This is a genomic window from Rhizobium sp. R693, assembly GCF_002211315.1.
GTDB lineage: Bacteria > Pseudomonadota > Alphaproteobacteria > Rhizobiales > Rhizobiaceae > Rhizobium.
In genome coordinates this window covers 447,407-470,522 of record NZ_LOKY01000012.1, presented here as the reverse complement: position 1 = coordinate 470,522, position 23,116 = coordinate 447,407, and the positions used below count along the sequence as shown (strand labels likewise).

28 protein-coding genes and 1 other RNA gene are annotated in these 23,116 nt (G+C 60.7%); 14 read left to right on the top strand and 15 right to left on the bottom strand.

Features of this window, described 5'->3' with window-relative positions; translation table 11 throughout:
* The first annotated feature begins 695 nt into the window (after nt 1-695).
* The gene (locus ATY79_RS14265) at nt 696-1,151 is read left to right on the top strand and encodes a GFA family protein (RefSeq protein ID WP_007528867.1); all 456 of its coding nucleotides are present in this window, start codon (nt 696-698) and stop codon (nt 1,149-1,151) included.
* Between the two features lie 63 nt (nt 1,152-1,214).
* Here the strand turns inward: ATY79_RS14265 and lepA are convergent, their stop codons facing one another.
* Nucleotides 1,215-3,047: a translation elongation factor 4 gene (gene lepA / locus ATY79_RS14260; protein ID WP_088692598.1), complete on the bottom strand. Its 1,833-nt coding sequence runs from the start codon at nt 3,045-3,047 to the stop codon at nt 1,215-1,217.
* A 140-nt stretch (nt 3,048-3,187) separates the two neighbouring features.
* Between lepA and ATY79_RS14255 the strand changes: the two genes are divergently transcribed.
* The gene (locus tag ATY79_RS14255; RefSeq protein ID WP_088692631.1) at nt 3,188-3,754 is read left to right on the top strand and encodes an XRE family transcriptional regulator; all 567 of its coding nucleotides are present in this window, start codon (nt 3,188-3,190) and stop codon (nt 3,752-3,754) included.
* Nucleotides 3,755-3,776: 22 nt separating this feature from the next.
* Entirely contained in the window at nt 3,777-4,298 is a 522-nt protein-coding gene (locus ATY79_RS14250) for a GNAT family N-acetyltransferase (RefSeq protein ID WP_088692597.1), read from the top strand.
* Nucleotides 4,299-4,304: 6 nt separating this feature from the next.
* Here the strand turns inward: ATY79_RS14250 and ATY79_RS14245 are convergent, their stop codons facing one another.
* From ATY79_RS14245 to ATY79_RS14235, 3 genes are all read right to left on the bottom strand, one after another.
* On the bottom strand, nt 4,305-4,772 hold the full coding sequence (locus ATY79_RS14245; RefSeq protein ID WP_088692630.1) for a truncated hemoglobin: 468 nt from the start codon (nt 4,770-4,772) through the stop codon (nt 4,305-4,307).
* Nucleotides 4,773-4,866: 94 nt separating this feature from the next.
* Complete coding sequence (locus tag ATY79_RS14240; RefSeq protein WP_245312377.1) at nt 4,867-5,739, bottom strand: carbon-nitrogen hydrolase family protein; 873 nt, start codon at nt 5,737-5,739, stop codon at nt 4,867-4,869.
* A 25-nt stretch (nt 5,740-5,764) separates the two neighbouring features.
* Nucleotides 5,765-6,478, bottom strand: coding sequence for an LssY C-terminal domain-containing protein (locus ATY79_RS14235; RefSeq protein WP_088692595.1), 714 nt, complete (start codon nt 6,476-6,478; stop codon nt 5,765-5,767).
* 187 nt (nt 6,479-6,665) lie between these two features.
* On the opposite strand from ATY79_RS14235, the gene recF reads away from it, so the two are divergent.
* From recF to ATY79_RS14220, 3 genes are read left to right on the top strand one after another with little or no spacing between them, the layout of a single operon-like run.
* Entirely contained in the window at nt 6,666-7,790 is a 1,125-nt protein-coding gene (gene recF, locus ATY79_RS14230) for a DNA replication/repair protein RecF (RefSeq protein WP_088692594.1), read from the top strand.
* On the top strand, nt 7,787-8,611 hold the full coding sequence (locus ATY79_RS14225; protein WP_088704180.1) for a molybdopterin-synthase adenylyltransferase MoeB: 825 nt from the start codon (nt 7,787-7,789) through the stop codon (nt 8,609-8,611). The genes recF and ATY79_RS14225 overlap by 4 nt, the downstream gene beginning before the upstream one ends.
* Nucleotides 8,608-9,081: a GNAT family N-acetyltransferase gene (locus ATY79_RS14220; RefSeq protein ID WP_088704179.1), complete on the top strand. Its 474-nt coding sequence runs from the start codon at nt 8,608-8,610 to the stop codon at nt 9,079-9,081. The genes ATY79_RS14225 and ATY79_RS14220 overlap by 4 nt, the downstream gene beginning before the upstream one ends.
* Here ATY79_RS14220 and ATY79_RS14215 read toward each other — a convergent pair.
* Nucleotides 9,078-10,079: a D-glycerate dehydrogenase gene (locus ATY79_RS14215; protein WP_088704178.1), complete on the bottom strand. Its 1,002-nt coding sequence runs from the start codon at nt 10,077-10,079 to the stop codon at nt 9,078-9,080. The two genes, ATY79_RS14220 and ATY79_RS14215, sit on opposite strands and share 4 nt — an antisense overlap.
* A 181-nt stretch (nt 10,080-10,260) precedes the next feature.
* Between ATY79_RS14215 and ATY79_RS14210 the strand changes: the two genes are divergently transcribed.
* On the top strand, nt 10,261-10,800 hold the full coding sequence (locus ATY79_RS14210) for an SH3 domain-containing protein (RefSeq protein WP_088692590.1): 540 nt from the start codon (nt 10,261-10,263) through the stop codon (nt 10,798-10,800).
* Here ATY79_RS14210 and ATY79_RS14205 read toward each other — a convergent pair.
* The 4 genes from ATY79_RS14205 to ATY79_RS14190 all read right to left on the bottom strand — a co-directional run bounded on the left by ATY79_RS14205 (nt 10,793) and on the right by ATY79_RS14190 (nt 13,330).
* The gene (locus ATY79_RS14205; RefSeq protein ID WP_088692589.1) at nt 10,793-11,785 is read right to left on the bottom strand and encodes an adenosine kinase; all 993 of its coding nucleotides are present in this window, start codon (nt 11,783-11,785) and stop codon (nt 10,793-10,795) included. The two genes, ATY79_RS14210 and ATY79_RS14205, sit on opposite strands and share 8 nt — an antisense overlap.
* A gap of 176 nt (nt 11,786-11,961) precedes the next feature.
* On the bottom strand, nt 11,962-12,201 hold the full coding sequence (locus tag ATY79_RS14200; RefSeq protein ID WP_088704177.1) for a hypothetical protein: 240 nt from the start codon (nt 12,199-12,201) through the stop codon (nt 11,962-11,964).
* A 328-nt stretch (nt 12,202-12,529) separates the two neighbouring features.
* Nucleotides 12,530-13,069: a hypothetical protein gene (locus tag ATY79_RS14195; RefSeq protein WP_088692587.1), complete on the bottom strand. Its 540-nt coding sequence runs from the start codon at nt 13,067-13,069 to the stop codon at nt 12,530-12,532.
* Between the two features lie 51 nt (nt 13,070-13,120).
* Complete coding sequence (locus ATY79_RS14190; protein WP_007528897.1) at nt 13,121-13,330, bottom strand: cold-shock protein; 210 nt, start codon at nt 13,328-13,330, stop codon at nt 13,121-13,123.
* Nucleotides 13,331-13,738: 408 nt separating this feature from the next.
* Here ATY79_RS14190 and ATY79_RS14185 point away from each other — a divergent pair, with 408 nt between their 5' ends.
* On the top strand, nt 13,739-14,686 hold the full coding sequence (locus ATY79_RS14185) for an AEC family transporter (RefSeq protein WP_088692586.1): 948 nt from the start codon (nt 13,739-13,741) through the stop codon (nt 14,684-14,686).
* 55 nt (nt 14,687-14,741) lie between these two features.
* On the opposite strand, the gene ATY79_RS14180 is transcribed toward ATY79_RS14185, so the two are convergent.
* Complete coding sequence (locus ATY79_RS14180; protein ID WP_088692585.1) at nt 14,742-15,317, bottom strand: cytochrome c family protein; 576 nt, start codon at nt 15,315-15,317, stop codon at nt 14,742-14,744.
* A gap of 154 nt (nt 15,318-15,471) precedes the next feature.
* On the opposite strand from ATY79_RS14180, the gene ATY79_RS14175 reads away from it, so the two are divergent.
* Together ATY79_RS14175 and ATY79_RS14170 are read left to right on the top strand one after the other, a co-directional pair.
* Nucleotides 15,472-16,227 (top strand): 3-deoxy-manno-octulosonate cytidylyltransferase, encoded by a 756-nt coding sequence (locus ATY79_RS14175; protein ID WP_088704176.1) that lies wholly within the window; start codon nt 15,472-15,474, stop codon nt 16,225-16,227.
* A gap of 10 nt (nt 16,228-16,237) precedes the next feature.
* On the top strand, nt 16,238-17,098 hold the full coding sequence (locus ATY79_RS14170) for a prephenate dehydratase (RefSeq protein WP_088692583.1): 861 nt from the start codon (nt 16,238-16,240) through the stop codon (nt 17,096-17,098).
* A 34-nt stretch (nt 17,099-17,132) separates the two neighbouring features.
* On the opposite strand, the gene ATY79_RS14165 is transcribed toward ATY79_RS14170, so the two are convergent.
* The 5 genes from ATY79_RS14165 to ATY79_RS14145 all read right to left on the bottom strand — a co-directional run bounded on the left by ATY79_RS14165 (nt 17,133) and on the right by ATY79_RS14145 (nt 19,980).
* Complete coding sequence (locus ATY79_RS14165; RefSeq protein WP_088692582.1) at nt 17,133-17,501, bottom strand: VOC family protein; 369 nt, start codon at nt 17,499-17,501, stop codon at nt 17,133-17,135.
* 103 nt (nt 17,502-17,604) lie between these two features.
* Nucleotides 17,605-17,829: a hypothetical protein gene (locus ATY79_RS14160; RefSeq protein ID WP_245306819.1), complete on the bottom strand. Its 225-nt coding sequence runs from the start codon at nt 17,827-17,829 to the stop codon at nt 17,605-17,607.
* A gap of 72 nt (nt 17,830-17,901) precedes the next feature.
* Entirely contained in the window at nt 17,902-18,585 is a 684-nt protein-coding gene (locus ATY79_RS14155) for a YafY family protein (RefSeq protein WP_088692580.1), read from the bottom strand.
* A gap of 25 nt (nt 18,586-18,610) precedes the next feature.
* The gene (nudC, locus tag ATY79_RS14150) at nt 18,611-19,573 is read right to left on the bottom strand and encodes an NAD(+) diphosphatase (RefSeq protein ID WP_088692579.1); all 963 of its coding nucleotides are present in this window, start codon (nt 19,571-19,573) and stop codon (nt 18,611-18,613) included.
* On the bottom strand, nt 19,570-19,980 hold the full coding sequence (locus ATY79_RS14145; protein WP_189637133.1) for an HIT family protein: 411 nt from the start codon (nt 19,978-19,980) through the stop codon (nt 19,570-19,572). The genes nudC and ATY79_RS14145 overlap by 4 nt, the downstream gene beginning before the upstream one ends.
* Before the next feature lie 88 nt (nt 19,981-20,068).
* Here ATY79_RS14145 and ffs point away from each other — a divergent pair.
* From ffs to ATY79_RS14125, 4 genes are all read left to right on the top strand, one after another.
* Nucleotides 20,069-20,165, top strand: an RNA gene (ffs, locus tag ATY79_RS14140) — signal recognition particle sRNA small type.
* Nucleotides 20,166-20,211: 46 nt separating this feature from the next.
* Nucleotides 20,212-22,080 (top strand): DNA polymerase III subunit gamma/tau, encoded by a 1,869-nt coding sequence (locus ATY79_RS14135; protein WP_088704175.1) that lies wholly within the window; start codon nt 20,212-20,214, stop codon nt 22,078-22,080.
* A gap of 22 nt (nt 22,081-22,102) precedes the next feature.
* On the top strand, nt 22,103-22,426 hold the full coding sequence (locus ATY79_RS14130; protein WP_088692576.1) for a YbaB/EbfC family nucleoid-associated protein: 324 nt from the start codon (nt 22,103-22,105) through the stop codon (nt 22,424-22,426).
* 74 nt (nt 22,427-22,500) lie between these two features.
* A complete protein-coding gene (locus tag ATY79_RS14125; RefSeq protein WP_088692575.1) occupies nt 22,501-23,112 on the top strand; it encodes a LysE family translocator in 612 nt (203 codons plus the stop codon).
* Nucleotides 23,113-23,116 lie beyond the last annotated feature (4 nt).

Genomic DNA, 23,116 nt, shown 5'->3' with positions numbered 1-23,116 from the left:
GGGGCCACCTTTCTAGGCTTTGCGCCTTTATTAGTCGTTTGTTCCCGTGACCAGTTACGTTCAGGTCAACGTGCAACCTATCGTAAAGGTCTGGCGTTGCAAGCCCCCAAATGAAATAGCGAGCACCGCCTTCTGCGGCGGTGATTTTTGTGCCGCATTTCGTCAGGTGGCTACGGAAAGGAGGATTTTGGACAGATGTTGAAGCGTTTTGGTAAGATTGGCGCGCCTCGTCATAATCAATCTTTGGTTGAAGTTATTTATGCTAGCCGGCTCAATTTTCCGCGTTTGCAGGCCGAATTGCATTGATAATTCAACGACTGGTGCGTCGATTTGCCGTCTGTTTGCGACATTCGTCGCACCGATTTTTGAAATGTTGCGTTGTCCTCTGAGGGTCTGCGAATGACCGGCGCCAGATCGCGCCACGGAACGAGGAAGCCTGCGCCACGCATCGAGAGTACGTCATGACCCGAACAAGCACTTCCGCCGACGATGTGGCGTTGAGCGCCGACATCAGGCCTACACGACGCGCCCGATCCTAGGATCGCGATCGCCTGGCTCTTGGCTGTCGCGCGGATGTGAGCGGGACCGGAACTTCCTCATGCTCCAGGAAGCGGCTGCCTGCCCCGTCTGCGGCGCTCACATTTGACGCTTCACCGCTCGCTGCTAGATTGAGCATGACGAAGAAGGAGGCTGCAATGACCGAAATGGAACTGCCTTGGGAGGGCGGCTGCCGATGCGGCCGCGTGCGATTGAAGATCAGCGCCAAGCCGCTGTTGACCATGGCCTGCCATTGCACGGGCTGCCAGAAGATGTCGTCAAGTGCCTACTCGCTGAGCGCGGCGATCCCGGCGGAAGGCTTTGCGATCACGGAAGGGGAGCCCGTCATCGGCGGTCTGCACGGTCCCGAGGCGCACCACTACTTTTGTGGCGACTGCATGACCTGGATGTTCACACGGTCGGAGGGGATGGATTGGTTCGTCAATCTTCGCCCGACGATGCTGGACGATCCGCGCTGGTTCAAGCCGTTCATCGAAACGTGGACGCGCGAGAAGCTGCCCTTCGCCGAAACCGGCGCGGTCCGCAGCTATGAGGCACTGCCCGAGATGGACGCCTATGAAGGCCTGGTGAAGGAATATATGGCCTGCAGCTGAGGCGGGGAAATCAGGTAATAGCCCGGCCATGCGTTGCTTGCCGGCCGGGCTGAAAGTGGCGCTTTACTCGTCGCCCATCTTGAGCGCGGCGATGAAGGCTTCCTGCGGAATCTCCACTTTGCCGAACTGGCGCATGCGCTTCTTGCCTTCCTTCTGCTTTTCCAGAAGTTTGCGCTTGCGGGTGGCGTCGCCGCCGTAGCACTTCGCCGTGACATCCTTGCGCAGCGCCGAAATGGTCTCGCGGGCAATGACGTTGCCGCCGATTGCAGCCTGAATCGGAATCTTGAACATGTGCTTCGGGATCAGCTCCTTCAGCCGCTCGCACATGTCGCGACCGCGCTTTTCGGCAGACGCGCGGTGGACGAGCATGGAGAGCGCATCGACCGGCTCGCCGTTGACGAGGATCGACAGCTTGACGAGATTGCCTTCACGGTAGCCTTCGAGGTGATAATCGAAGGAGGCATAGCCCTTCGAAATCGACTTCAGCCGATCATAGAAATCGAAGACGACTTCGTTGAGCGGCAGCTCGTAGGTCACCATAGCGCGCGTGCCGACATAGGTCAGTTCCGTCTGGATACCGCGACGGTCCTGGCAGAGCTTGAGGATGCCGCCGAGATAGTCATCCGGCGTCATGATGGTCGCCTTGATCCAGGGCTCGCGGATCTCTTCGATCTTGACGACATCGGGCATGTCGGCCGGGTTATGCAGCTCGCGCTCGCTGCCGTCCGTCATCGTCAGCTGATAGACGACCGAGGGAGCCGTCGCGATCAGGTCGAGGTCGAATTCGCGTTCCAGGCGCTCCTGGATGATTTCGAGATGCAGCAGGCCGAGGAAGCCGCAGCGGAAGCCGAAGCCGAGCGCCGCGGACGATTCCATTTCAAAGGAGAAGGAGGCGTCGTTGAGGCGAAGCTTGCCCATCGCCGCGCGCAGATCTTCGAAATCGGCAGCATCGACCGGGAAGAGGCCGCAGAAGACGACAGGCTGGGCCGGTTTGAAGCCCGGCAGGGCTTCGGCGGTCGGGCGCTTGTCTTCGGTGATCGTGTCGCCGACGCGGGTATCGGCCACCTCTTTGATCGAAGCAGTGATGAAGCCAATCTCGCCAGGACCGAGGCTATCGACATTGACCATCTTCGGCGTCAGCACGCCGATGCGCTCCACCTGGTACTTGGCATCCGTGCCCATCATGCGGATCGTCTGTCCCTTGGTCAGCACGCCGTCGATGACGCGGACGAGAACCATGACGCCGAGATAGGTGTCGTACCAGCTGTCGACGAGCAGCGCTTTCAGCGGCGCCTTTTCGCCACCCGGGCTCTTTGGCGCCGGCAGCTTCTGGACGATGGCCTCGAGGACATCAGGGATGCCGAGACCGGTCTTTGCCGAGATCAGCACGGCTTCCGAAGCGTCAATGCCGATCACTTCCTCGATCTGTTCCTTGATACGGTCGGGTTCGGCCGCAGGCAGGTCGATCTTGTTGAGGACGGTGACCAGCTCATGATTGTTGTCGATCGCCTGGTAGACATTGGCAAGCGTCTGGGCTTCGACGCCCTGCGACGCGTCGACGACCAGCAGCGAACCTTCGCAGGCCGAGAGCGAGCGCGAGACTTCGTAGGCGAAGTCGACGTGGCCGGGCGTGTCGATCAGGTTGAGGATATAGGTCTCGCCATCCTTCGCCTTGTAGTGAAGGCGCACAGTCTGGGCCTTGATGGTGATGCCGCGCTCGCGCTCGATATCCATGTTGTCAAGCACCTGCTCGGACATCTCGCGCTCCGCCAGGCCCCCGGTCGATTGGATCAGGCGGTCGGCAAGCGTCGATTTACCGTGGTCGATGTGGGCCACGATCGAGAAATTGCGGATATGGGAAAGCGGAGTCGTCGAATTGGTGCTCATGCGCGCCATATAGCAGCGCTGCCCCTTGCCGCAAAGCGGAAAAGCAGGAGTTCGTTTACGATAAGCGGCTGTTTCTCAGGTGGAAACATAACTCTTGATTCCATCATCAGACTATGCGTTTCTATTATAGTAGAAAATCGGATCTGATGATGGAACAGGAACTCGAAACGGCGATCGGCATTCGCATCCGCAAGCTCCGGGTGCAGAAGAACTTAACGTTGGACGACCTTGCCAATGCCTCCGGCGTCAGCCGCGCCATGATCTCACGGATCGAGCGCGGCGAGGCGAGTCCGACTGCCTCGCTGCTCGCGAGGGTCTGTGCAGCACTCGACTTGTCGCTTTCCGCCTTCTTCGCGGAAGAAGGCGAAGTCTCACCGTTGTCGCGCCGGAAGGATCAGCAAGTCTGGCGGGATCCGGAGACGGGCTACGTCAGACGCTCCGTCTCGCCGCCTGGCACGGCTTCCGATGTCGACATCGTCGACGTCGAATTCCCGCCTGGCAGCCGCGTCAGTTTCCCTCCGCATGCGGCAAGCAGCGGCATGACCCAGCATGTCTGGCTGTTCGATGGCGAGATGGAAATGACAACGGGCGATAGCGTGTATCGCCTTCTGCCCGGCGACTGTCTGTTCATGCCGGTCGGCGAAGGCCATGTTTTTCATAACCCCGGCAACATTCCCGCCCGCTATTGCGTCGTGCTCGACCGGCGCGGGCGCTAATTCATTTCATTGGAGAAAAGTGATGACAGCAACGATCCGCCTTCTTGACGCGGCAATGGCCCGCGCGGCGATCCCCGACCTTTGCGAGGTGCTGACCGACTGCGTCAACGGCGGTGCCTCTGTCGGCTTCATGCAGCCCTACACGAACGCCGATGCCGAGCCCTATTGGCAGGGTGTTGCAGATGCCGTTGCCGCAGGCGCGACGCTGCTCTTCGTTGCCGAGATCGAAGGCAGGGCCGTCGGCACGGTCCAGGTCGGTGCGGCGCAGATGCCGAACCAGCCGCATCGCGGCGATCTGAAGAAGCTGCTGGTGCATCGCTCCGCCCGGGGCAAGGGGTTGGCGCGTCTGCTGATGGATGCCGCGGAACGCGAAGCTGCCGCGCGCGGCAAGACGCTTCTGGTGCTCGACACGGCAACCGGAAGCGCAGCCGAGGCGATCTATCCACGGCTTGGCTGGGAGCGGGTCGGCGTGATCCCTGATTATGCACTGTGGCCGGAAGGTGGCCTCTGCGCCACGACGTTTTTCTACAAGCGTGTTGCCTGAGATGGCTTAGGCGGGCTTCCGCTGCGGGTCGTCGAGCGCTGGGTTGTAGAACAGCGATAGCGTCAGGCTCCTGGCGATCCGCTCGGCGGTCGCCATGAACCAGCCTTTGGCCTCCCGGTTCGGGGCGATATCGCTGAGTGTCTCGGAAAACAGTGCCAGCCACTGCGGGAAGAGATCGGGCGACATGTTCGCGACACCGGTATGCGCCTGCACTGGCTTGCCACCATAGGCGCCGCTGCGGAAAGCGACCGATGACCAGAAGCTCTTCATCTTCTGAATATGCTCGGGCCAGCGGCCGGAGAGCCTGGCATCGAACACCGGCCCAAGCGTCGGATGCTGGAGCACGCGGCCATAGAACGTCTCAACCAACCGATCGATGAACGCTTCATCGATGCCCATCGCCTTCATTTCGGCTTCGGCGCGCTCGCGAATGGCGGCCACATGTGCCGCACGGCCCTGTATTTCGGTATCCATCATGAACTCCGGCATGTCGCAACCCGCGACCGCTTCCATATAGGCGATTGGTACCGTGAGATGAAGGCGCTGCGACGCAAGGCAGCATTGCGTGTCAATAGCCGCTTCTGTTTTCGCTTCTTGGATCGTCGACCATCTTCTCGCGATAGATGTCGCCCTGTCGCGCCTCCAGCCGCCAAGGCCGGGCCTTCTGCAGCGGGATGTCGTAAAGGGCGTCGTCGCGATCGAGCGTCGCGGTCACGAGGTTCGGTTCGGGAGTTGCAGGGCACTGCGTCACCCATTTTCCATCCGGGCCGATGATGCCCGCCGGGCCTTTGGCGGCCTTCTGCACCGGCGTCGCAGCACTGATCCAGATGCAGTTCAGCCCCGCATGAGCGCGAAGCGCAATCTGGAAGTACTCGGCAATGCCATACGAGGAGAAAAGCACGGCATCGACGCCGAGTGTCTCATATTCTTGAAACACTTCCTGAAATTGAGATTCGATGCAGATGGCGCAGCCGAATCGATAGCCGTCGGTATCGAAGGTAATCGGTGCGGTGCCTGGGGAGTACCAACCGCCAAGTTCGCTGTTCGACAGGAACCTCTTGTCGTAGCGGGTGAGAAGCGCCCCTTCTTCGGAGAAGATGTAGAGGCTGTTGTGCGGTGGACAACCGTTCTCCAGCCGATGCGCTCCGCCGACAACCGCAAAGATGCCGAGGTCGCCGCACAGATCGGCGATCGCCCTAAGCTCCGCTTCCTGCTTGTGCCAATCGAAACTCCTCCAGTCATCGGGATGCATGATCTGGAACTTCGAGTATCCCGAAAGCGCGCCCTCGCAGAAGTTGATGACACGCACGCCGCTGGCGGCCGCGGCTACTATCATGTTCCGGATTGCGCTGCCGTTTGCTGCGATGTCGGAGGAAACCAGGGTCTGTGCTGCGGCAATCCTCAACGGCGCACCTCTCGTGATTCGGTCCGCATCTTCCACCGATCTGGCGCAGCTTGGAAGCGGGTTAGGGCGTGGCGGGGCCACGCAGCACGCCGATCAGTGCTTTCCCATCGGTGAAATACGGGTCGCCGCCGCCGTTGCGACCGGTCTTCGTGGCGCCGATGCCCGGGATTTCATAGGTGGAGGACAATTGCTCGGCCGTCTGAAGATCTCCGATAACAAGATCCCGCTCGGCATCGACATCAGGCGCAATGTGATGGGTGATCTGGCCGGTGTCGTGGCTGAAACCAACACCGCGGTCAAAGCTCGCCGAGCCGAGCCAGAGTGGTCGCCCATCTTCACCGCTCTTCTTGGTTTCCCAGAAACGGACGTGGTGGCGTTCATCGGCGCTCTTGCCAACGGCCTTTTCAAAAGCCAGATCCTGTTGGCGGCCCTCGAACAGCAATGGGCTCACTGGAGCGTCTAGGTCGGGCCGATCGAGCACGACGCTCAAGCCGATTTCGGCCGATGTCCGTAGCGTGATCTTGTCAGCCGGATCCCATCCAGCCGACGCGAATGCACGGAGCACACCCTCCTTCGAACCGACAAGCCCGACATTGATGGGGTCGCCCGGAATGTCCTGTTTGGTGGTGGTCACCATTGGGCCAAATTCCGCGATATGGCCGGCGTCGCGATGGATCCATATTTCAGGCACGAAGAAGTAGGCGACGAGCAGATACGCAACCAATAGGATCGCCACACCGCTAACCACCATCCGCGTTTTCGTCAAACGTCTCATCGAAGTCCCCCCGGTCTCGACGTTATCATACAATCGTCCAACGTCGGGGCCAACATCCACCTTCTATCGCGCCGATCTCGTGCCAGGTGCGTGCTCATTCCGCCATCGGCATACCGACTGGACCTCGCACCCTTGCCATCCGTCCTCGTTGCGCTTAGCTCTCGGGCACCACGAATCCGGATATCGAATGCCGCACAAGGTCTCCCTGTCCCGTCTCAAGCTCACCGACTTTCGCAATTACGCGTCAGTCTCGCTGTCGCTCGATGGTCGGCATGTGGTGCTGACGGGAGACAATGGCGCCGGCAAGACCAATCTGATGGAAGCCGTTTCCTTCCTGTCGCCAGGCCGCGGTCTGCGCCGTGCCACCTATGGCGATGTCACCCGCGTCGGCGCGACTGCTGGTTTCTCGATCTTCGCCGAGCTTGACGGTATGGAAGGCGAGGTGGAGATCGGCACCGGTGTCGACACCACCGATGACAGTGCGTCCCGGCGCCTGCGCATCAACGGCACGCCCGCAAAGGCGGCGGATGAACTGACCGATCATCTGCGCCTCCTATGGCTGACGCCCTCGATGGATGGGCTGTTCACCGGTGGCTCGTCCGAGCGCCGCCGTTTCCTTGATCGGCTCGTGCTGTCGCTCGATCCGGCCCATGGCCGCCGTGCCAGCGATTTCGAGCGCGCCATGCGCAGCCGCAACAAGCTGCTCGACGAGCGCCGCTTCGATCCCGCCTGGCTCTCCGGCCTCGAACAGCAAATGGCGAGCCTTGGCATTGCCATGGCGATGGCACGCCAGGAGATGCTCGGCCTTCTTGCCCGCCTCATCGAAGAGACGCACGAAACCTCGCCCTTTCCTGCTGCAGCGCTCGAGCTTGCCGGCTTCATGGATGGTCAGTTCTCGCGCCCCGCCGTCGATCTTGAGGATGAGTATGCGGTCATGCTTGCGGAGAGCCGTTACCGCGACGCCGCGGCCGGTCGCACGCTCGAGGGCCCCCATCGCGCCGATCTGCTTGTCCGCCACCGGCAGAAGCAGATGGAAGCAGCGCGCTGCTCCACCGGCGAGCAGAAGGCCCTGCTGGTCGGGCTGATTCTTGCCCATGCGCGGCTGGTCGCCAATCTCACCGACCACGCGCCGGTCCTCTTGCTCGATGAGATCGCCGCGCATCTCGACGAGGGAAGGCGGGCTGCGCTGTTCGACCTCATTGACGCGCTCGGCGGTCAGGCCTTCATGACAGGCACGGATCGCGCCATGTTCTCCGCCCTCGGCGAGCGTGCGCAGTTCTTCACCGTTGCCGATGGAAAGGTTTTCGAATGACCGATGCCGCTTCCCCCTCGACCAAAGGCCGTGTTAGCATCGCGCCCATGGAACCCCTCAGCCCGGAAGAAATCGCGCGATATCAGCGTCATATCCTGCTTCCTGAGATCGGTGGCGCAGGCCAGCAGAAGTTGAAAGCTGCCCGCGTGCTGGTCATCGGTGCCGGCGGGCTGGGAGCGCCGGTCCTGCAGTATCTGGCGGCCGCCGGTGTCGGCACGATCGGCATTGCCGATGACGACCGCGTTTCGCTCTCCAACCTGCAGCGGCAGGTGATCCACGATTCCGGAACGATCGGCGAGCTGAAGACGGAAAGCGCCGCCTTCGCGATCGCCCGCCTGAACCCGCACGTTAACGTGATCCGCTTTGAAGAGCGCTTCTCACCGGATTCGGCGCGCCGTCATCTCTCTGGCTTCGATCTGCTGATCGACGGCTCCGATAATTTTGATACGCGCTATACGGCAGCCGACGCCGCCGAGGCTGCGCAAATCCCATTGGTGACCGGCGCTGTCGGTCGCTTCGATGGCTCCGTCACCGTTCTGAAGCCTTACGAAATGGCCGAGGACGGGACGCCAAACCCGACCTATCGCGATCTCTTCCCCGAGAAGCCGCCGGCAGGACTGATCCCAGCCTGTGCCGAGACTGGCATCATCGGCGCGCTGACGGGTGTGATCGGCACGCTGATGGCGATGGAAGCGATCAAGCTTGTCACCGGTACCGGCGAACCGCTAATTGGCCGGCTGTTGCTCTACGATGCGCTTGCCGCCCGCTTCGATACGATCCGCTACAAGCGCCGCCGCCAGAGGCAGAGCCAGGCATCATGAACATCGTTCGCATCGACGAAGATTTTCAGCGCTGGGACGAGCTGTTGGCGCTGGTCCTGTCGTCGTTTGCCTATATGAATGATCGCATCGATCCACCGTCTTCGGCCTTGAAGCTTACGCCGGCGACGTTGGAAGATAAGGCGCGCTCCGAAATCGCCCATGCGGCTATGGAAGGCGGTATCTTGTGCGGCTGCGTCTTTCTGCGACCGGAAGAAGGCTGCCTTTATGTCGGCAAGCTGGCGATTGCCCCGGACGCCCAGGGCCGGGGCATCGGTCGCAAGCTGCTGGCCATTGCCGAGCAGGTGGCACGAGACCGCGCACTGCCGTCACTGCGGCTCGAGACCCGCATCGAGCTTGTCGAGAATCATGACGTCTTCATGCGCTGGGGATTTGAGAAGACTGCCGAAAACGCGCATCCCGGCTTCACCAGGACGACGTCGATCGAGATGCGCAAGCCGGTCTTGGCCTAACGGCCTGGCAGCACGCGGTTTGGCGGGCGATGGCCGTCGATGAAAGTCCGTATGTTGATGATCACCTTGTCGCCCATGTCGATACGGCCTTCGATCGTTGCCGAACTCATGTGCGGCAGAAGCACGACCTTGCCTTCATTCGCCAGTTTGACCAGCTTCGGGTTGACCGCCGGTTCGTTCTCGAAGACATCGAGACCCGCACCTGCCAGCTTGCCTTCACGCAGACTTTTGATCAGCGCCGCTTCGTCGATGACGTCGCCGCGCGCGGTATTGACCAGATAGGCGGTTGGCTGCAGCAGGGCCAGGCGGCGCGCTGAAAGCAGGTGGAATGTTGCCGGTGTCGAAGGGCAGTTGACCGAAACGATGTCCACACGGGCAAGCATCTGGTCAAGGCTTTCCCAGTAGGTCGCTTCCAACTCGTCTTCTGTCGCCGGGTTCACCCGCTTGCGGTTGTGATAATGGATCGAGAGGCCGAAAGCCTTGGCGCGGCGCGCAACGGCGGTGCCGATCCGCCCCATGCCAACGATGCCGATGCGCTTGCCGTGGATGCGCCGGCCGAGCATCCAGGTCGGCGACCAGCCGGGCCATTCGCCCGGATGGTCGGTCAGCACTCGCGCACCTTCGCCCAAGCGGCGCGGCACAGCGAGGATAAGCGCCATGGTCATGTCGGCCGTGTCTTCAGTCAGCACGTTCGGCGTGTTCGTGACGGTGATGCCCTTGCGGGCCGCCGCTTCGACGTCGATGTGGTCGGTGCCGTTCGAGAAGCTGGCGATCAGCTTCAGCTGCGGCCCGGCCTCTTCGATCAGGCTGGCGTCGATCCGGTCGGTGACGGTCGGTACCAGCACGTCGGCGCTTTTGACCGCAGCAATCAGCTCGGACTTGGAGCGTGGCGCATCGTCGATATTGAGTTCCGCGTCGAAGAGTTCGCGCATGCGCGTCTCGACTGCGTCGGGCAGCTTCCGCGTGATGTAGACCTTCGGTTTTTTCTTCGTCGTCATGTGCGCCGGCGCTAACTTGTAAAGAGGTCCTTAACCAAGACGCGGGATAATTTTCCCGTTCCGGGCATTTTCTACCAGACCCGCGCGCGAAGACAAACAAAACTCGCTCAGCGTGCGCAGGAATGTCGAATTCCCGGAATCAGGCAGCAGTCCTGCCCTCCTCTGAGCAAACGGAAGTCCCATGCATAGCAAAGTCCTGAAATCTTGCCTCGCCCTTGCGATCGGTTTCGTGCTTTCGGCGGGAACGGCTGAAATGGCTGCCGCACAGGCTGCAAAGGGACCGAGCGGTCTGCCGCTGCCGCGCTTCGTCACGCTCAAGTCGAAGCGCGTCAACCTGCGCATCGGCCCCGGCACCGACTATGCGGCCTCATGGATGTATCTGAAGGCCGGCCTGCCGGTCGAGATTATTCAGGAATACGATAACTGGCGTCAGATCCGCGATGCCGACGGCACCGAGGGTTGGGTCAACCAATCGCTGCTGTCGGGCTCGCGTGCGGCGATCGCGGCCCCGTGGATGAAGGGCAAGGGCAAGTCCGTCTACGTCAACATGCGCCGGGACGCTCTGCCGTCGGCAAGCATCGTCGCCAAGCTGGAGCCCGGCGTTATGATGAACATCGGCGAATGCAATGGCGATTGGTGCTTCGCCAAGAGCGACGGCGCCGAAGGCTGGGTGGCGCAGTCGGAAATCTGGGGAGCTTATCCAGGCGAAGCCTTTAAGTAAGGTTCGCCTGCTTGCCGGCTTCGGCAAGCGACTTCATCGGACGCGGGCCGATCTGCTGGATCACGATACCGGCGGCAAGGCAGCCGAGCTTGCCGCAATCTTCCAGCGTCCGACCTTGCGTGTAGCCGTAGAGGAAGCCCGCGGCGAACAGATCGCCCGCACCTGTGGTATCGACCAGTTGCTTGATCTTGATCGCGTCCACGTAGAAGCGCTCGTTGCCCTTCAGGATCACGGCGCCGTTCTCGCTCATCGTCACGGCGGCGATCTTGCAGTCCTTGGCGATGCTGTTCAGCGCCCCTTCGAAGTCGTCGGTTTCGTAGAGTGCCAGCGCTTCCTGACGATTGGCAAAGACGATGTCGACAGTGCCGGAGCGCATCAGGTCGAGGAATTCGCCGCGATAGCGGTCAACGCAGAAGCTGTCGGAAAGCGTCATCGACATTTCGCGGCCGTTCTCGTGGGCGACACGGGCGCATTCGCGGATCGCTTCCTTGGCGCGCGGCGGATCCCAGAGATAACCCTCGAAGTAGGTGACCTTGGACTGGGCGACCACGTCGACCTCGACGTCTTCGGGTCCGAGCTCGACACAGGCGCCGAGATAGGTGTTCATCGAGCGTTCGCCGTCGTCGGTGACGAAGATCATTGAGCGAGCGGTCGGCGGGAATGTCCCCTTCGGCTGCGTCTGATAGTGAACGCCTTGTGCACGGATATCGTGGGCGAAGATCTCGCCGAGCTGGTCTTCCGCGACTTTGCCGAAATAGGCAGCCTTGCCGCCGAAGCTCGCGACACCTGCCGCCGTGTTGCCGGCGCTACCGCCGGAGGCCTCTACCGCCGGTCCCATGCGCGCATAGAGAAGCTCGGCGCGCTCGGCATCGATGAGGTTCATCGCCGCCTTTGTGATCTCGTTGTCAATGAGGAACTGGTCGTCGCAACGCGCGATGATATCGACGATGGCGTTGCCGACAGTCAGAACATCGAATTTGGTCATGAAAGGGAAGGTCCCGGTTTAGGTGATAGCCGGTGACCGGTCTTAGCGAATTTTCGCCGCATGGGAAGCGGAAATGCCGTTAGAGCTTTCAATCGATCGCAAAAACGCGGCTGTGACGAATGAAATGCCACGAGCAGTCCGACGGCGTGACAGCGACGTTTCAATGAGGCAGTGTCTCAAGCAACGGCCGCATAGATGAGGTCGGGAACCACAAGCCACTCGTTCTTGCGCAAGGCGGCCACATCGAGCCTGCCACGTCGGTCGCGGCGAGCAACTCCGACGAAGCGATAGCGGCTGCCTCTGGTGTCGATCACGCGAGCAGGGATGGGTCTGCCATCGATATGGCCGATGACCGGTCCATCAGACCGCGAGCCATTCAGGAAAAAATACTCATGAGGGACGCTCCTGCTCACCATCCTAGTGGCCTTTCGTTTGGTTGTGCGCACGGCGTAAACTCACCGCGGACGCACTTCTCATCGTCGGGGCTGGCCTTCTTCAAAGGAACGGCGCTTTTTGATGGCGACCTGGGAAAATTTCTTGATCTCCGTGACAAATGGCTTCCTTTGGCGACGTATGTAGGGCTCCCGCCGGTTGGCGAAAGTGAAGATGCCGTCGACAGGTGGCCAACAGTCACGTCTCGTCACAAGGATGGAGACAAAGCCATAGTCATTCCAATCGGACGCCCGGCGCCTGGAATTAAAATCTCATATGAATTGAAAGGCTGCATTGCCCGTGGTGGGCGATCTAGTGCTCGATTTGCTGCTCTGCCACGGCGCTTGCGATAATCTGATCGGAGCCCTTGGCATAGAGTGGAAGCGTCAGGGTAATTGCTTCGTCGCGCCCGTTGATGCTGGCCGTATATCGCTTGTAGACGCGATCCTGCCCTTGCTCTTCACCTGCCGAGACAGCGTTCACTTTCTCGACTAAGGCCTTCTCGAAGACAGTTGCATCGACGTCGCCCAATGCCACCGTGCAACCTTCGATGGTTTTGCCCCCAACGTCCGCTCGCGAGACCACTAGAGCCTGAAAACTGTCGCTTTCACCGCCGCTGACGATCCACCCTTCCAGCGCTTCGGGGTTTTCCATCGGTGTGAAGGTCAGCGCCAGATCCTGTGCCATGGAAGGCCATTCGTCTGTTTTCGCGCGCTCTGATGTACGTTCGAAATCTGGACCGGAGGACACGCAGCTGTCGTAGAAGAACGCAAGCTTCGAGCTCGCGTCGTCGGCAAATGACGGTCCGGTCACCACAAGCATGAAGAAGCAGACAGTCAAGCTACGCTTCATATTGTCTCCGCGCGTCAAAGCCAGTGCGGCCTTTCGGCCGCACTGATCATTTCAAAGTTGCCGGATATTGTCGGCAGAGGTTCTGCCGGTCCGACGGTCCTGCGCCACTTCGAACGCTATGCCCATTCCCTCTTTCACGGTGTCGATCCCGCCGCGTTGGGCGGCCGTGATGTGCAGGAAGACATCGGTGCTTCCGTCATCCGGCGTGATGAACCCAAAGCCCTTGTCCTGGTTGAACCACTTGACTTTACCTGTTGGCAAAATTTACCCCCATGTTGGTCTCCCCAGCCAAGATGCGACATCGCACGATTTTGTCGGCCGGCACAAGAGCCGTTGATAACAGGAGATTGCGGCGGGCTGACAGCGCTTCGCAAAAATGCCGCCCTGACGTCATCCCCGCGTCATTTTCAACCCTTATAGGGATGCTCATTGAGATTGGCATGAGCGGCTTGCGGGCTGCAGCCAATGGCGAAGGGGATGATGCCCTTCGACGATACCGGAGCGACGCTGACCACGGATGAACTGGCGGCTCGCGAACCGGCTATCCGGCCAGACCGGATGCGGAAAAGCGGGCGAGGCCCGCTTTTTTTGTTTTTATGCCCGGCGTGTTTGTCATCTCGTCCGATTTGCTGCTACGCATAATCATCTCTCGCAAGGCAGCCGCATTGAATGTCAGCCATCATCTTCGACGTCCTTCCCATTTTCATCATGATCCTGATCGGTTGGCTGACCGTGAAACTGCGGCTGATGAAGGCGGAGATCGGGGATGCGCTGAGCGAGTTCGTCTTCAAGATCGCCGTACCGTTGTTACTGTTCCGCACGATCGCCGAAGCTGATTTTCATGGTGCCTCGCCGTTCCGTCTCTGGATCGCCTACTTCTCCGGCGTTGCGGTGACATGGGTCGCCGCCCATATCGCCGCGACGCGCTTCTTCGGGCGCGATGACCGCATCGGCGTGCTGGCCGGAGTGTCGTCAGCCTTCGCCAACACAATCTTCATCGGCTTGCCGCTCGTCCAGCGCACGGTCGGCGACAAGGGGCTCGTGCCGCTCTCCATTCTGATCGCGGTCCATCTTCCTGTGATGATGATCATCGGGACCATTATGATGGAGCGCGCCGAACACAAGATCGCCGGCAAGACGGAGCGCAGCATCGCCAAAGTGGTGCGCCAGATCGCCCATAATCTCCTCAAGAACCCTCTGGTGATCGGCTTGGCCGGGGGCGCTACCATGCATCTTCTCGGTCTCACCATGCCGGGGCCAGTCGAATCCATCGTCAATCAGATCGCTGGCGTGGCTGGGCCGGTTGCGCTGATCTCGCTCGGCATGGCGCTCGAAAAATACGGGATATCGGGCAACGCGGGCATTGCCAGCGTCACCTCCGCCTTCAAGCTGTTGCTGTTGCCGGCCTGCGTCTGGACGGCAAGCCGCCTGGTGGGCCTGGCCGGCGATTGGACGGCCGCTCTCGTGCTGATCTCGTCCGTTCCGACGGGCGTCAACGCCTGGCTGATCGCCAATCGCTTCGGTGTCGGCCATAGTCTGGCAGCCTCGACAATCACGCTGACCACCGCGCTCGGCGCCATCTCGGTGACGTTCTGGGCTTTTCTGCTCGGCGCATAGGACAAAAGAAAAGCCCGGCGTAGGGCCGGGCTTGTCCGCAAGAGCAGCGTAGCGATTACTGTGTCGCGCTATCCGGTGCGTTCGGATCCGGAAGCGGAACCGGCGAATCGGCCAGGGTGTGAAGGTAGAGGATAACGTTGGCGCGATCCGTGTCTTTCGGGAGACCCGCAAAGCCCATCGCCGTGCCGGCAACATACTTTTTCGGCGCTGTCAGGAAGTGGCTCAGATGATCGAAGGTCCACTTCTCGCTGCCGCCCTTGGAGAAGTCCTTCATAGCAGACGAATAGGCAAAGCCCTCGTGCGTGCCGATTGGACGATCAACGAGACCATAGAGGTTCGGGCCAACTTTGTTCGGCCCCCCCTTGGTCGCGTCATGACAGGCCTGACACTTCTTGAAGATAGCTTCGCCGGCCTTGGCGTCTGCCTTTGCGAGCAGCTGCGCGATCGGAACGGCTGCAGCAGGTGCAGCCTCGCCGCCACCGGAGGCTGCCGCCTCTTCGGCTACGATCGCAAAACCTTCCTTTTCCGGCTTCTCCGAATGAAAGATCCCCTCCGACGCGATGGAGACGGACATCAGAACGAAAACCGTCCCGAGCAGTGCCCCCACCGCCGTATTCACGTATGAATTCATCTGCAATGCTCCCCTTGCAGCCGGCAGACATAAAACCGGACCATCTTGAAATCGCGCGGAACCTATGTCTTTTGGCTATTCGTTGCAACAGTCTAAATGGGCTGTTGCGTGAGACTTTTTGACACCTTTCCGCCCGGATTAGAAGGCCCGAACAATGACCAGTCCAAATTTAGATGACGTGCTCGTGTTGATCCCGGCTCGCATGGCATCGACCCGTCTTCCGGGTAAGCCGCTCGCCGATATCTGCGGCCTGCCGATGATTGTTCAGGTGGCCTTGCGTGCCAAGGAGGCTGCGATTGGCCGCGTCGTCGTCGCGGTCGATGACCAGCAGGTCTACAATGTCGTTGCCGAGGCGGGCTTCGAAGTCATTATGACGAGCAAGGATCATCAATCCGGTTCGGATCGTATCTACGAAGCCCTGGCGAAGGTGGACCCGGAGGGGCGCGCCAAGCTCATCGTCAACGTGCAGGGTGACTTGCCGACGATCGAGCCGGAAACCATTCGTGCCGCGCTGCGCCCGCTGGAAGACCCGAGCGTCGATATCGGGACACTGACGATCGAGATCGAGGACGAGGCCGATAAGACAGCGCCTCATATCGTCAAGGTCGTCGGTTCGCCGCTCTCCGACAGCCGCCTGAAAGCCCTCTACTTTACGCGCGTCACGGCGCCCTACGGCAACGGCCCGCTCTATCATCATATCGGCCTTTATGCTTACCGCCGCTCGGCCCTGGAGCGTTTCGTCACGCTCGGACCGTCCGTGCTGGAGAAGCGCGAGTCGCTCGAACAGCTACGCGCGCTCGAAGCTGGCATGCGCATCGATGTCGAGATCGTTGACACGATTCCGCTTGGTGTCGATACTCCCGCCGACCTTGAAAAGGCGCGGCGCATTCTCTCCGCTAGAACGAAGTGACGGATTTCCCATGAATATCAAGACCAACAGGATCGCCTTTCAGGGCGAGTTCGGCGCGAATTCCGACATGGCGTGCCGCGACATGTTTCCGACCATGGAACCGCTGCCGTGCCAGACGTTCGAGGATGCCTTTGTGGCGGTCGAGAACGGCGATGCCGACATCGGGATGATCCCGATCGAAAACACAATCGCCGGTCGCGTCGCCGACATTCATCACCTGTTGCCGGAGTCCCGTCTGCATATCATCGGCGAGTATTTCATGCCGATCCGATTCCAGCTGATGGTCCTTCCTGGCGTCACCAAGGATGAAATCCGCACCGTTCACAGCCACATCCATGCGCTCGGCCAGTGCCGCAAGATCGTTCGCTCGCACGGCTGGAAGCCGGTGATCGCTGGCGACACGGCCGGCGCGGCAAAGCTTGTCAAAGAGACCGGAGATCGCTCGATGGCCGCGCTTGCCCCGCGTCTTGCTGCGGATCTCTACGGTCTCGAGATCGTTGCAGAGAACGTCGAAGATACTGAGGACAACGTCACCCGCTTCGTCGTCCTCGCTCGCGACGAGGAATGGGCGCATCGGAACTCCGCTGAAGAGAAGGTCGTCACGACCTTTGTCTTCAACGTCCGAAACATCCCTGCCGCGCTCTACAAGGCGCTCGGCGGTTTTGCGACGAACACCATCAACATGACAAAACTGGAGAGCTATCAGCTCGGTGGCAAGTTTGTCGCAACGCAGTTCTATGCCGACATTGAAGGCCATCCGAACGATCCGAACGTCCGGCGTGCGCTCGAGGAGCTGCGCTTCTTCTCCGAGAAGGTGCGCATTCTCGGCGTCTACAAGGGTCACCCGATGCGGGGCCAGTTACAGAAATGAAAAGGGCGCCTCCGGGCGCCCTTTCTGTTTTAGCTTACTTGTCCGGCTCACACACACGCAGGCGATGGCCGTCCGGGTCGAGCACGACGAAGGTCGGACCGAAATCCATGTCTGTGAGGTCTTGCGCGATTGGTAGCTGGCGTTTGCGCCAGTCCTCGTAAAGCGTCGACACGCCGTTCTCCCCGGGAACCATGAAGGCGATCTCGGCGCGGCTGCCGGTGGCGGACGGCTGCGGCGTAACGTTGCTCAGCCGCCAGAGGCCGAGCGTGAAACCGCCGTCGAGCGCGAAAGCGACAAAGTTAGGCGCTTCGGCCACCGGCTCGCGGCCGAGCAGTGACCGGTAGAAGCCGGCGCTCGCGGCCGGATCCTTGACGTAGAGAATGATGAGGTTTGGGCTGTTCATCGGGTCGTCCTCGTTGTGACAGGGTGGCAGGCGAAGAAACGCCGCTGCACCCATGGCAGCGGCGGCGGTCGGTAACGCGTCTTGGGAGTTGCGTAGTCGCGGTCTATCCTTCGTGGCAGGCCCGGCCCCAATCCACGAAGCCGAGATCGCGTTTCATCGTCTCCGATAGCGCCTCCGGATCGAGGCGCGGATACTTGCTCCGTGCCATCTGGCGCGACGCCTTCAGCATCATCCGAAGCAGCATGGATTGCGGATATCCTGCATGGTCAGAGGTGTCCTCGATCGGAGGATTGCCACGCGTCGATCTGGTAAGGTTCAAGCTCGTCATCATCGGTCCTCCTGTTGGATTGGTACCGATAATAGCGCTGACCACTGTCAGTTTATGGCAGTAGTGTCGCGCTCAGTGCGCAACATCCTGTTGGTCTCGCCATTCCTTGAGAAGGACCGCGCGTCTGCGCGGATAACGCCCGTCCTGCGGAATCATCTCGACGATTCGGTCGGTGCGAAAGTGACGGTAATCCTGACGCAATTCGCACCAGGCGACAACAACACGCACTTGTTCGAAATAACTCAGCGCGAAAGGCCAGATATTGCGTACGGAGACGGTACCGCTCTCATCGGAATAGGTCAGCTTGAGAATCCGTTCGCTGCGGATTGCCTTGCGAATGGCACCGAGGTCCGCCTTGTCGGCGACGGGCGGCTTTAGGTGGACGAGCAGCGTCGATGTCTCGATTTCGGCGCGCATCTCTTGCGGTAGCACATCCGCGATCTTGGCCAGCGCATCGGCCCCGGCAGCGGCAAGTCGCGAATCCGCGGCACGCGCGACCCATCGCGAGCCGAGGACGAGCGCCTCGATTTCGTCCTGCGAGAACATCATTGGGGGCAGCATGAAGCCCGGCTTCAGTACATAGCCGAGGCCCGGCTCTCCTTCGATCAAGGCGCCTTGCGCCTGCAGGCTCGAAATGTCCCGGTAAAGTGTGCGGATGCTGACGCCGGTTTCCGTTGCGAGCACGGCACCGCTGACCGGCCGGCGATAGCGTCGCAGGGTTTGCAGCAGCGCCAAAAGGCGTTCGGAGCGCGCCATGTCATGGGCCTCGTTCTGTCAGGCCTTATTGCCTTTTCCACTCCACCCAGTCGCGCATCAGCCGGTGGGCGATCGCGCCCTTGGGCGGCGGTGCCTTGCCCGTTGCGCTGGGGCGCTCGAGCATCTCAAGCGTTTCCTCGCGCGTGAACCAGCGGCAGTCTTCCAATTCCTGGCTGTCGAACTTGACCTCCTTGGACTTGGCTTCGGCATAACAGCCGATCATCAGTGTATGCGGCATCGGCCAGGGCTGCGAGGCGTGGTAGCGAATCCGTCCCGTATGAATTCCGGATTCTTCCAGTGTCTCGCGCCGGACGGCGTTCTCGATCGTCTCGCCCGGCTCCACGAAACCGGCGAGACAGGAATACATGCCCGGCGCAAAGTGCGGGCTTCGGCCGAGGAGGCAGAGATCGCGCTCCTCATCAATGGTCAGCATGATGACGACGGGATCGGTGCGCGGGAAGATTTCGTGTCCGCAGGCGGAGCAGACGCGCTTGTAGCCGCCAATATGGATCTCCATGGTCGAGCCGCAGCGGCCGCAGAACTTATTGTCCCGGTTCCAGCGGATGAGGCTTGCTCCTTGGGCGAACTCACCGAGCAGGACCTCGTCGATCAGCATTTCGCGGAACAGTGAACGGCCATCCGAGGGCTTGTAATGGCTGGCGAGTTCTTCTTCCGGAACACCCACCGGCACGGCGAGACGCGGTTCCCCGGTTTTGCGGTAGCCGAGCAGCACTGTTTCGTCCCAGTTCGGCTGTAGGTCTTTCAGTTCGTAGCGCGCAAACAACGGATCGAGCACTTGCCCATCATGCTTGAGGACCAGCCTGTCGCCAGCGAAGGCGAAGATATGGGTTCCTTCCTTCGCCAATGCCTTGTCGACCGAGGTCTCGTCGCGATGTTCGGAATCGCGGATCAGGTCATTGGCGGCGAAGGCAGTCAGACTGCTGGGTTCCGGATGCGGAACATCCGAATCGAAAAGCGAACGGCTCATGATGAAAGGGCTTCCCGCAACTTCTCTATAAGGTCATCTCTCTTGTCGGCCGCATAAGGCTCAGCCTTGCCAAAACCCCAAACCGGATTTGGCCAATTGGCATCGCCTTCGAAGCGGGCAATGACATGAACATGAAGCTGACGGACGATATTGCCAAGGGCCCCAATATTGATTTTTGTGGCGCCGGTGATCTTCTTCAGTGTGGAGGCGACCATCTCCGTCTCGAATGTCAGCATCACCTGATCGAGGGGTGTGAGTTCGAAGACTTCGCTTATATCCATCCTGCGTGGCACGAGAATCAGCCACGGCCAGCGGGCGTCCTTCGACAGCCTGAGATCGCAGAGTCCGGTCTGCATGACTCTGTCGCTATCGCTTTCCAACCGACGGTCGAGCTTGAATTCGTCCAACAGGCATTCCTCCATGTTTTCCTGAGGCTAGCAGTTTTTTTTGAGCTTGGCTTGCTTTTGATGGCGATATTGCCGATATGTGCATCCGGGAGGTTGGTGGTGGACGAGCCACTCGCCAACCGGGTCAGGTCCGGAAGGAAGCAGCCCTAACGAGCCCGGCACGGGTCATCGTGCCAGCCTCCCACCTTTCTCTCCATTCTTGCTCGGGCAGTCCGGGTGATAAGCAGGGCGATGAGCGACACCGAGCGACAGTCAAAAGATGCCGCCTCGACGGGCACCGGATACCGGGTGCTGGCACGCAAATACCGCCCCAAGGATTTCACGGATCTGATGGTCGGCCAGGAGCCGATGGTCCAGACCCTGACCAACGCCTTCGAGACCGGCCGTATTGCGCAGGCCTACATGCTGACCGGCGTTCGCGGGGTCGGCAAGACGACGACGGCCCGCATCCTCGCTCGTGCGCTGAACTACAAGACGGCCGATATCGACAAGCCGACGATCGACCTGCGGATTCCTGGCGAGCATTGCCAGGCGATCATGGAAGGCCGGCATGTCGACGTCATCGAGATGGATGCCGCCTCTCACACCGGTATCGACGATATCAGAGAGATCATCGAGCAGGTGCGCTACCGTCCGGTTTCGGCGCGCTACAAGGTCTACATCATCGACGAAGTGCATATGCTCTCGACGCAGGCCTTCAACGGCCTGCTGAAGACGCTCGAAGAGCCACCGGAGCATGTGAAGTTCATCTTCGCTACCACCGAAATCCGCAAGGTCCCGATCACGGTCCTGTCGCGCTGCCAGCGCTTCGACCTGCGCCGCATCAGCGCCGCTGATCTCGTTGGCCTCTTCTCTACGATCGCGTCAAAGGAAGGCATCGAGGCCGAGCCCGATGCGCTGGCGATGATCGCCCGTGCGGCCGAAGGCTCGGCGCGTGATGGTCTTTCGCTGCTTGATCAGGCGATCGCCCATGGTAGCGGTGCCGTTTTGACCGAAGCCGTGCGCGGCATGCTTGGCCTCGCCGACCGTGCCCGCATCGTTGATCTCTTTCATCACATCGTCAAAGGCGATGTCGCTGCGGCGCTCGGCGAATTCGAAAGCCAGTACGAAGCCGGCGCCAATCCTGTTGCAGTGCTGACCGATCTTGCTGATTTCACGCATCTCGTCACGCGGCTGAAATATGTGCCTGATGCCGCGAACGACCCATCGCTCAGCGAAATCGAACGCACGAAGGCTGCTGAATTCGCGCAAGGCGTGGCGGTGACGACGCTGTCGCGTATCTGGCAGATGCTGTTGAAGGGCATTCCGGAAGCCGAGGGTTCCTCGCGCCCGGCCGGTGCCGCCGAGATGGTGCTGATCCGACTGGCGCATGCCGCGCATCTGCCGGCGCCCGAAGATGCCGCCCGCCGTCTCGCAGAGTTTTCTGAGACGAACGGTGGCGGCCGTCCAACAGCCTCGTCAGGCAACGGCGGTGGCGGCGCAACGGTGAACTATCAGGGGAATCTGGCGGCACGATCGACGGAGTCGATCCCCCGTCCACAGCCCGCCGGCCCGACCGCGATGCTGCGCGCGGTGCCTAATCCCGATCCGCGCAGCATGCCGGTCGGTCGCGTTGAGACGAAGCCAATTGAAGCGCCAAAGCCATCGGTGCCAGTCAATTCCATTGCTGATATCGCCAATCTGGCCGGCGAAAAGCGCGATGCCAAGATCAAGGCACTGGTGCGCAACTTCGTGCGCCCCGTTCGCATCGAACCCGGTCGCCTCGACGTCAATCTGACGGAAGGCGCCCCCGCTACGCTGCTCAACGAACTGGCGGTCAAGCTCAAGGAGTGGACTGGCATCCATTGGATTGTCAGCCTCAGTCGCGAGCAGGGCCAGCCGACCATCGTCGAGGCCGAAGCCAACGCCAAGGCGCAACAGGTCAGCGACGCGCGTCAGGATCCGGATGTGGCGGCGATCCTCGCACAGTTTCCAGGCGCCAAGATCATCGATGTTCGCGTGCGGGCGCCAGAGCCCGATGAGGAAGAGGAGGCCAAGGCGCCCGCCACTGCCGAATCCGACGAGGGCGACATCCTGCCGGGCGACGACATAATTTTCTAAAGTATCGAGAAGGAGCGAGACGATGCGCGACATCATGGGCATGATGGGCAAAGTCAAGGAAATGCAGGCCAAGATGGAGAAGATGCAGGCGGAGATCGCCGAACTCCATGCGGAGGGCAAATCGGGTGGCGGTCTCGTTACCGTCATTCTCAACGGCAAGGGCGAGATGCAGAGCCTGAAGATCGACTCGTCACTGTTCAAGGAAGACGACGTCGAGATTCTCGAAGACCTGATCGTTGCCGCTCACAAGGATGCCAAGGACAAGGCTGAAGCCGCCGCCGCTGAAAAGACCAAGGCGCTGACCGCCGGCCTGCCGATTCCTCCCGGTTTCAAGATGCCGTTCTGATCTCCGGCAGAGATCAAGAGAGAGGTGTCGGCTGCGTCGGCATCGCTTCCGTCACGCAGTAGGGAGGATTGCCGATGACGTTGACCAGTCTATTTGTCTTTGCCTGCGCATTGTTCGTGGCGGCCGGTTCCCCGGGGCCAAGCGTCGCCGCACTCGTCGCCCGCGTGATTTCCAAGGGTGCGCGTGACGTTCTGCCGTTCCTGGCGGCCATGTGGCTCGGCGAAGCAATCTGGCTGACTTGCGCCGTCGCAGGCCTCGCGGCGATTGCCGAAACCTTCCACTACGCCTTCGTTGCCATCAAGTGGCTTGGCGTTTGCTATCTGTTCTACCTCGCCTGGAAGATGTGGTTTGCGTCGCCTGATAGTGAAGGCGAGGCGCTGCCGGATGCGCAGTCGCCGCTGAAGCTCTTTCTGGCTGGTATGACGGTAACGCTCGGCAACCCGAAGATCATGATGTTCTATATGGCGCTACTGCCGTCGATCATCGACATCCACGCCGTGACCGTCGTCGGTTGGGCCGAACTCGTTGCGATGATGTTTCTGGTGCTGATCGTGATCGATATCAGCTGGGCGCTGGCAGCCGCCAAGGCAAGAAGCTTCCTGAAGAGCCGCCGCGCGGTGCGCATGGCCAATCGTGCCAGCGCCGGTACGATGGCCGGCGCTGCTGTCGCAATCGCGATGCGCTAGGCTA

Coding starts and splice junctions, on each gene's coding strand:
- ATY79_RS14165 (WP_088692582.1), bottom strand. CDS start 17,501: ATGAACAGCCCAAACCTCATCATTCTCTACGTCAAGGATCCGGCCGCG.
- ATY79_RS14130 (WP_088692576.1), top strand. CDS start 22,103: ATGCGCGACATCATGGGCATGATGGGCAAAGTCAAGGAAATGCAGGCC.
- ATY79_RS14245 (WP_088692630.1), bottom strand. CDS start 4,772: ATGGATACCGAAATACAGGGCCGTGCGGCACATGTGGCCGCCATTCGC.
- ATY79_RS14250 (WP_088692597.1), top strand. CDS start 3,777: ATGACAGCAACGATCCGCCTTCTTGACGCGGCAATGGCCCGCGCGGCG.
- ATY79_RS14155 (WP_088692580.1), bottom strand. CDS start 18,585: ATGGCGCGCTCCGAACGCCTTTTGGCGCTGCTGCAAACCCTGCGACGC.
- ATY79_RS14185 (WP_088692586.1), top strand. CDS start 13,739: ATGTCAGCCATCATCTTCGACGTCCTTCCCATTTTCATCATGATCCTG.
- ATY79_RS14170 (WP_088692583.1), top strand. CDS start 16,238: ATGAATATCAAGACCAACAGGATCGCCTTTCAGGGCGAGTTCGGCGCG.
- ATY79_RS14180 (WP_088692585.1), bottom strand. CDS start 15,317: ATGAATTCATACGTGAATACGGCGGTGGGGGCACTGCTCGGGACGGTT.
- ATY79_RS14225 (WP_088704180.1), top strand. CDS start 7,787: ATGACCGATGCCGCTTCCCCCTCGACCAAAGGCCGTGTTAGCATCGCG.
- ATY79_RS14210 (WP_088692590.1), top strand. CDS start 10,261: ATGCATAGCAAAGTCCTGAAATCTTGCCTCGCCCTTGCGATCGGTTTC.
- recF (WP_088692594.1), top strand. CDS start 6,666: ATGCCGCACAAGGTCTCCCTGTCCCGTCTCAAGCTCACCGACTTTCGC.
- nudC (WP_088692579.1), bottom strand. CDS start 19,573: ATGAGCCGTTCGCTTTTCGATTCGGATGTTCCGCATCCGGAACCCAGC.
- ATY79_RS14135 (WP_088704175.1), top strand. CDS start 20,212: ATGAGCGACACCGAGCGACAGTCAAAAGATGCCGCCTCGACGGGCACC.
- ATY79_RS14175 (WP_088704176.1), top strand. CDS start 15,472: ATGACCAGTCCAAATTTAGATGACGTGCTCGTGTTGATCCCGGCTCGC.
- ATY79_RS14160 (WP_245306819.1), bottom strand. CDS start 17,829: ATGACGAGCTTGAACCTTACCAGATCGACGCGTGGCAATCCTCCGATC.
- ATY79_RS14205 (WP_088692589.1), bottom strand. CDS start 11,785: ATGACCAAATTCGATGTTCTGACTGTCGGCAACGCCATCGTCGATATC.
- ATY79_RS14125 (WP_088692575.1), top strand. CDS start 22,501: ATGACGTTGACCAGTCTATTTGTCTTTGCCTGCGCATTGTTCGTGGCG.
- ATY79_RS14265 (WP_007528867.1), top strand. CDS start 696: ATGACCGAAATGGAACTGCCTTGGGAGGGCGGCTGCCGATGCGGCCGC.
- ATY79_RS14255 (WP_088692631.1), top strand. CDS start 3,188: ATGGAACAGGAACTCGAAACGGCGATCGGCATTCGCATCCGCAAGCTC.
- ATY79_RS14235 (WP_088692595.1), bottom strand. CDS start 6,478: ATGAGACGTTTGACGAAAACGCGGATGGTGGTTAGCGGTGTGGCGATC.
- lepA (WP_088692598.1), bottom strand. CDS start 3,047: ATGGCGCGCATGAGCACCAATTCGACGACTCCGCTTTCCCATATCCGC.
- ATY79_RS14200 (WP_088704177.1), bottom strand. CDS start 12,201: ATGGTGAGCAGGAGCGTCCCTCATGAGTATTTTTTCCTGAATGGCTCG.
- ATY79_RS14220 (WP_088704179.1), top strand. CDS start 8,608: ATGAACATCGTTCGCATCGACGAAGATTTTCAGCGCTGGGACGAGCTG.
- ATY79_RS14215 (WP_088704178.1), bottom strand. CDS start 10,079: ATGACGACGAAGAAAAAACCGAAGGTCTACATCACGCGGAAGCTGCCC.
- ATY79_RS14195 (WP_088692587.1), bottom strand. CDS start 13,069: ATGAAGCGTAGCTTGACTGTCTGCTTCTTCATGCTTGTGGTGACCGGA.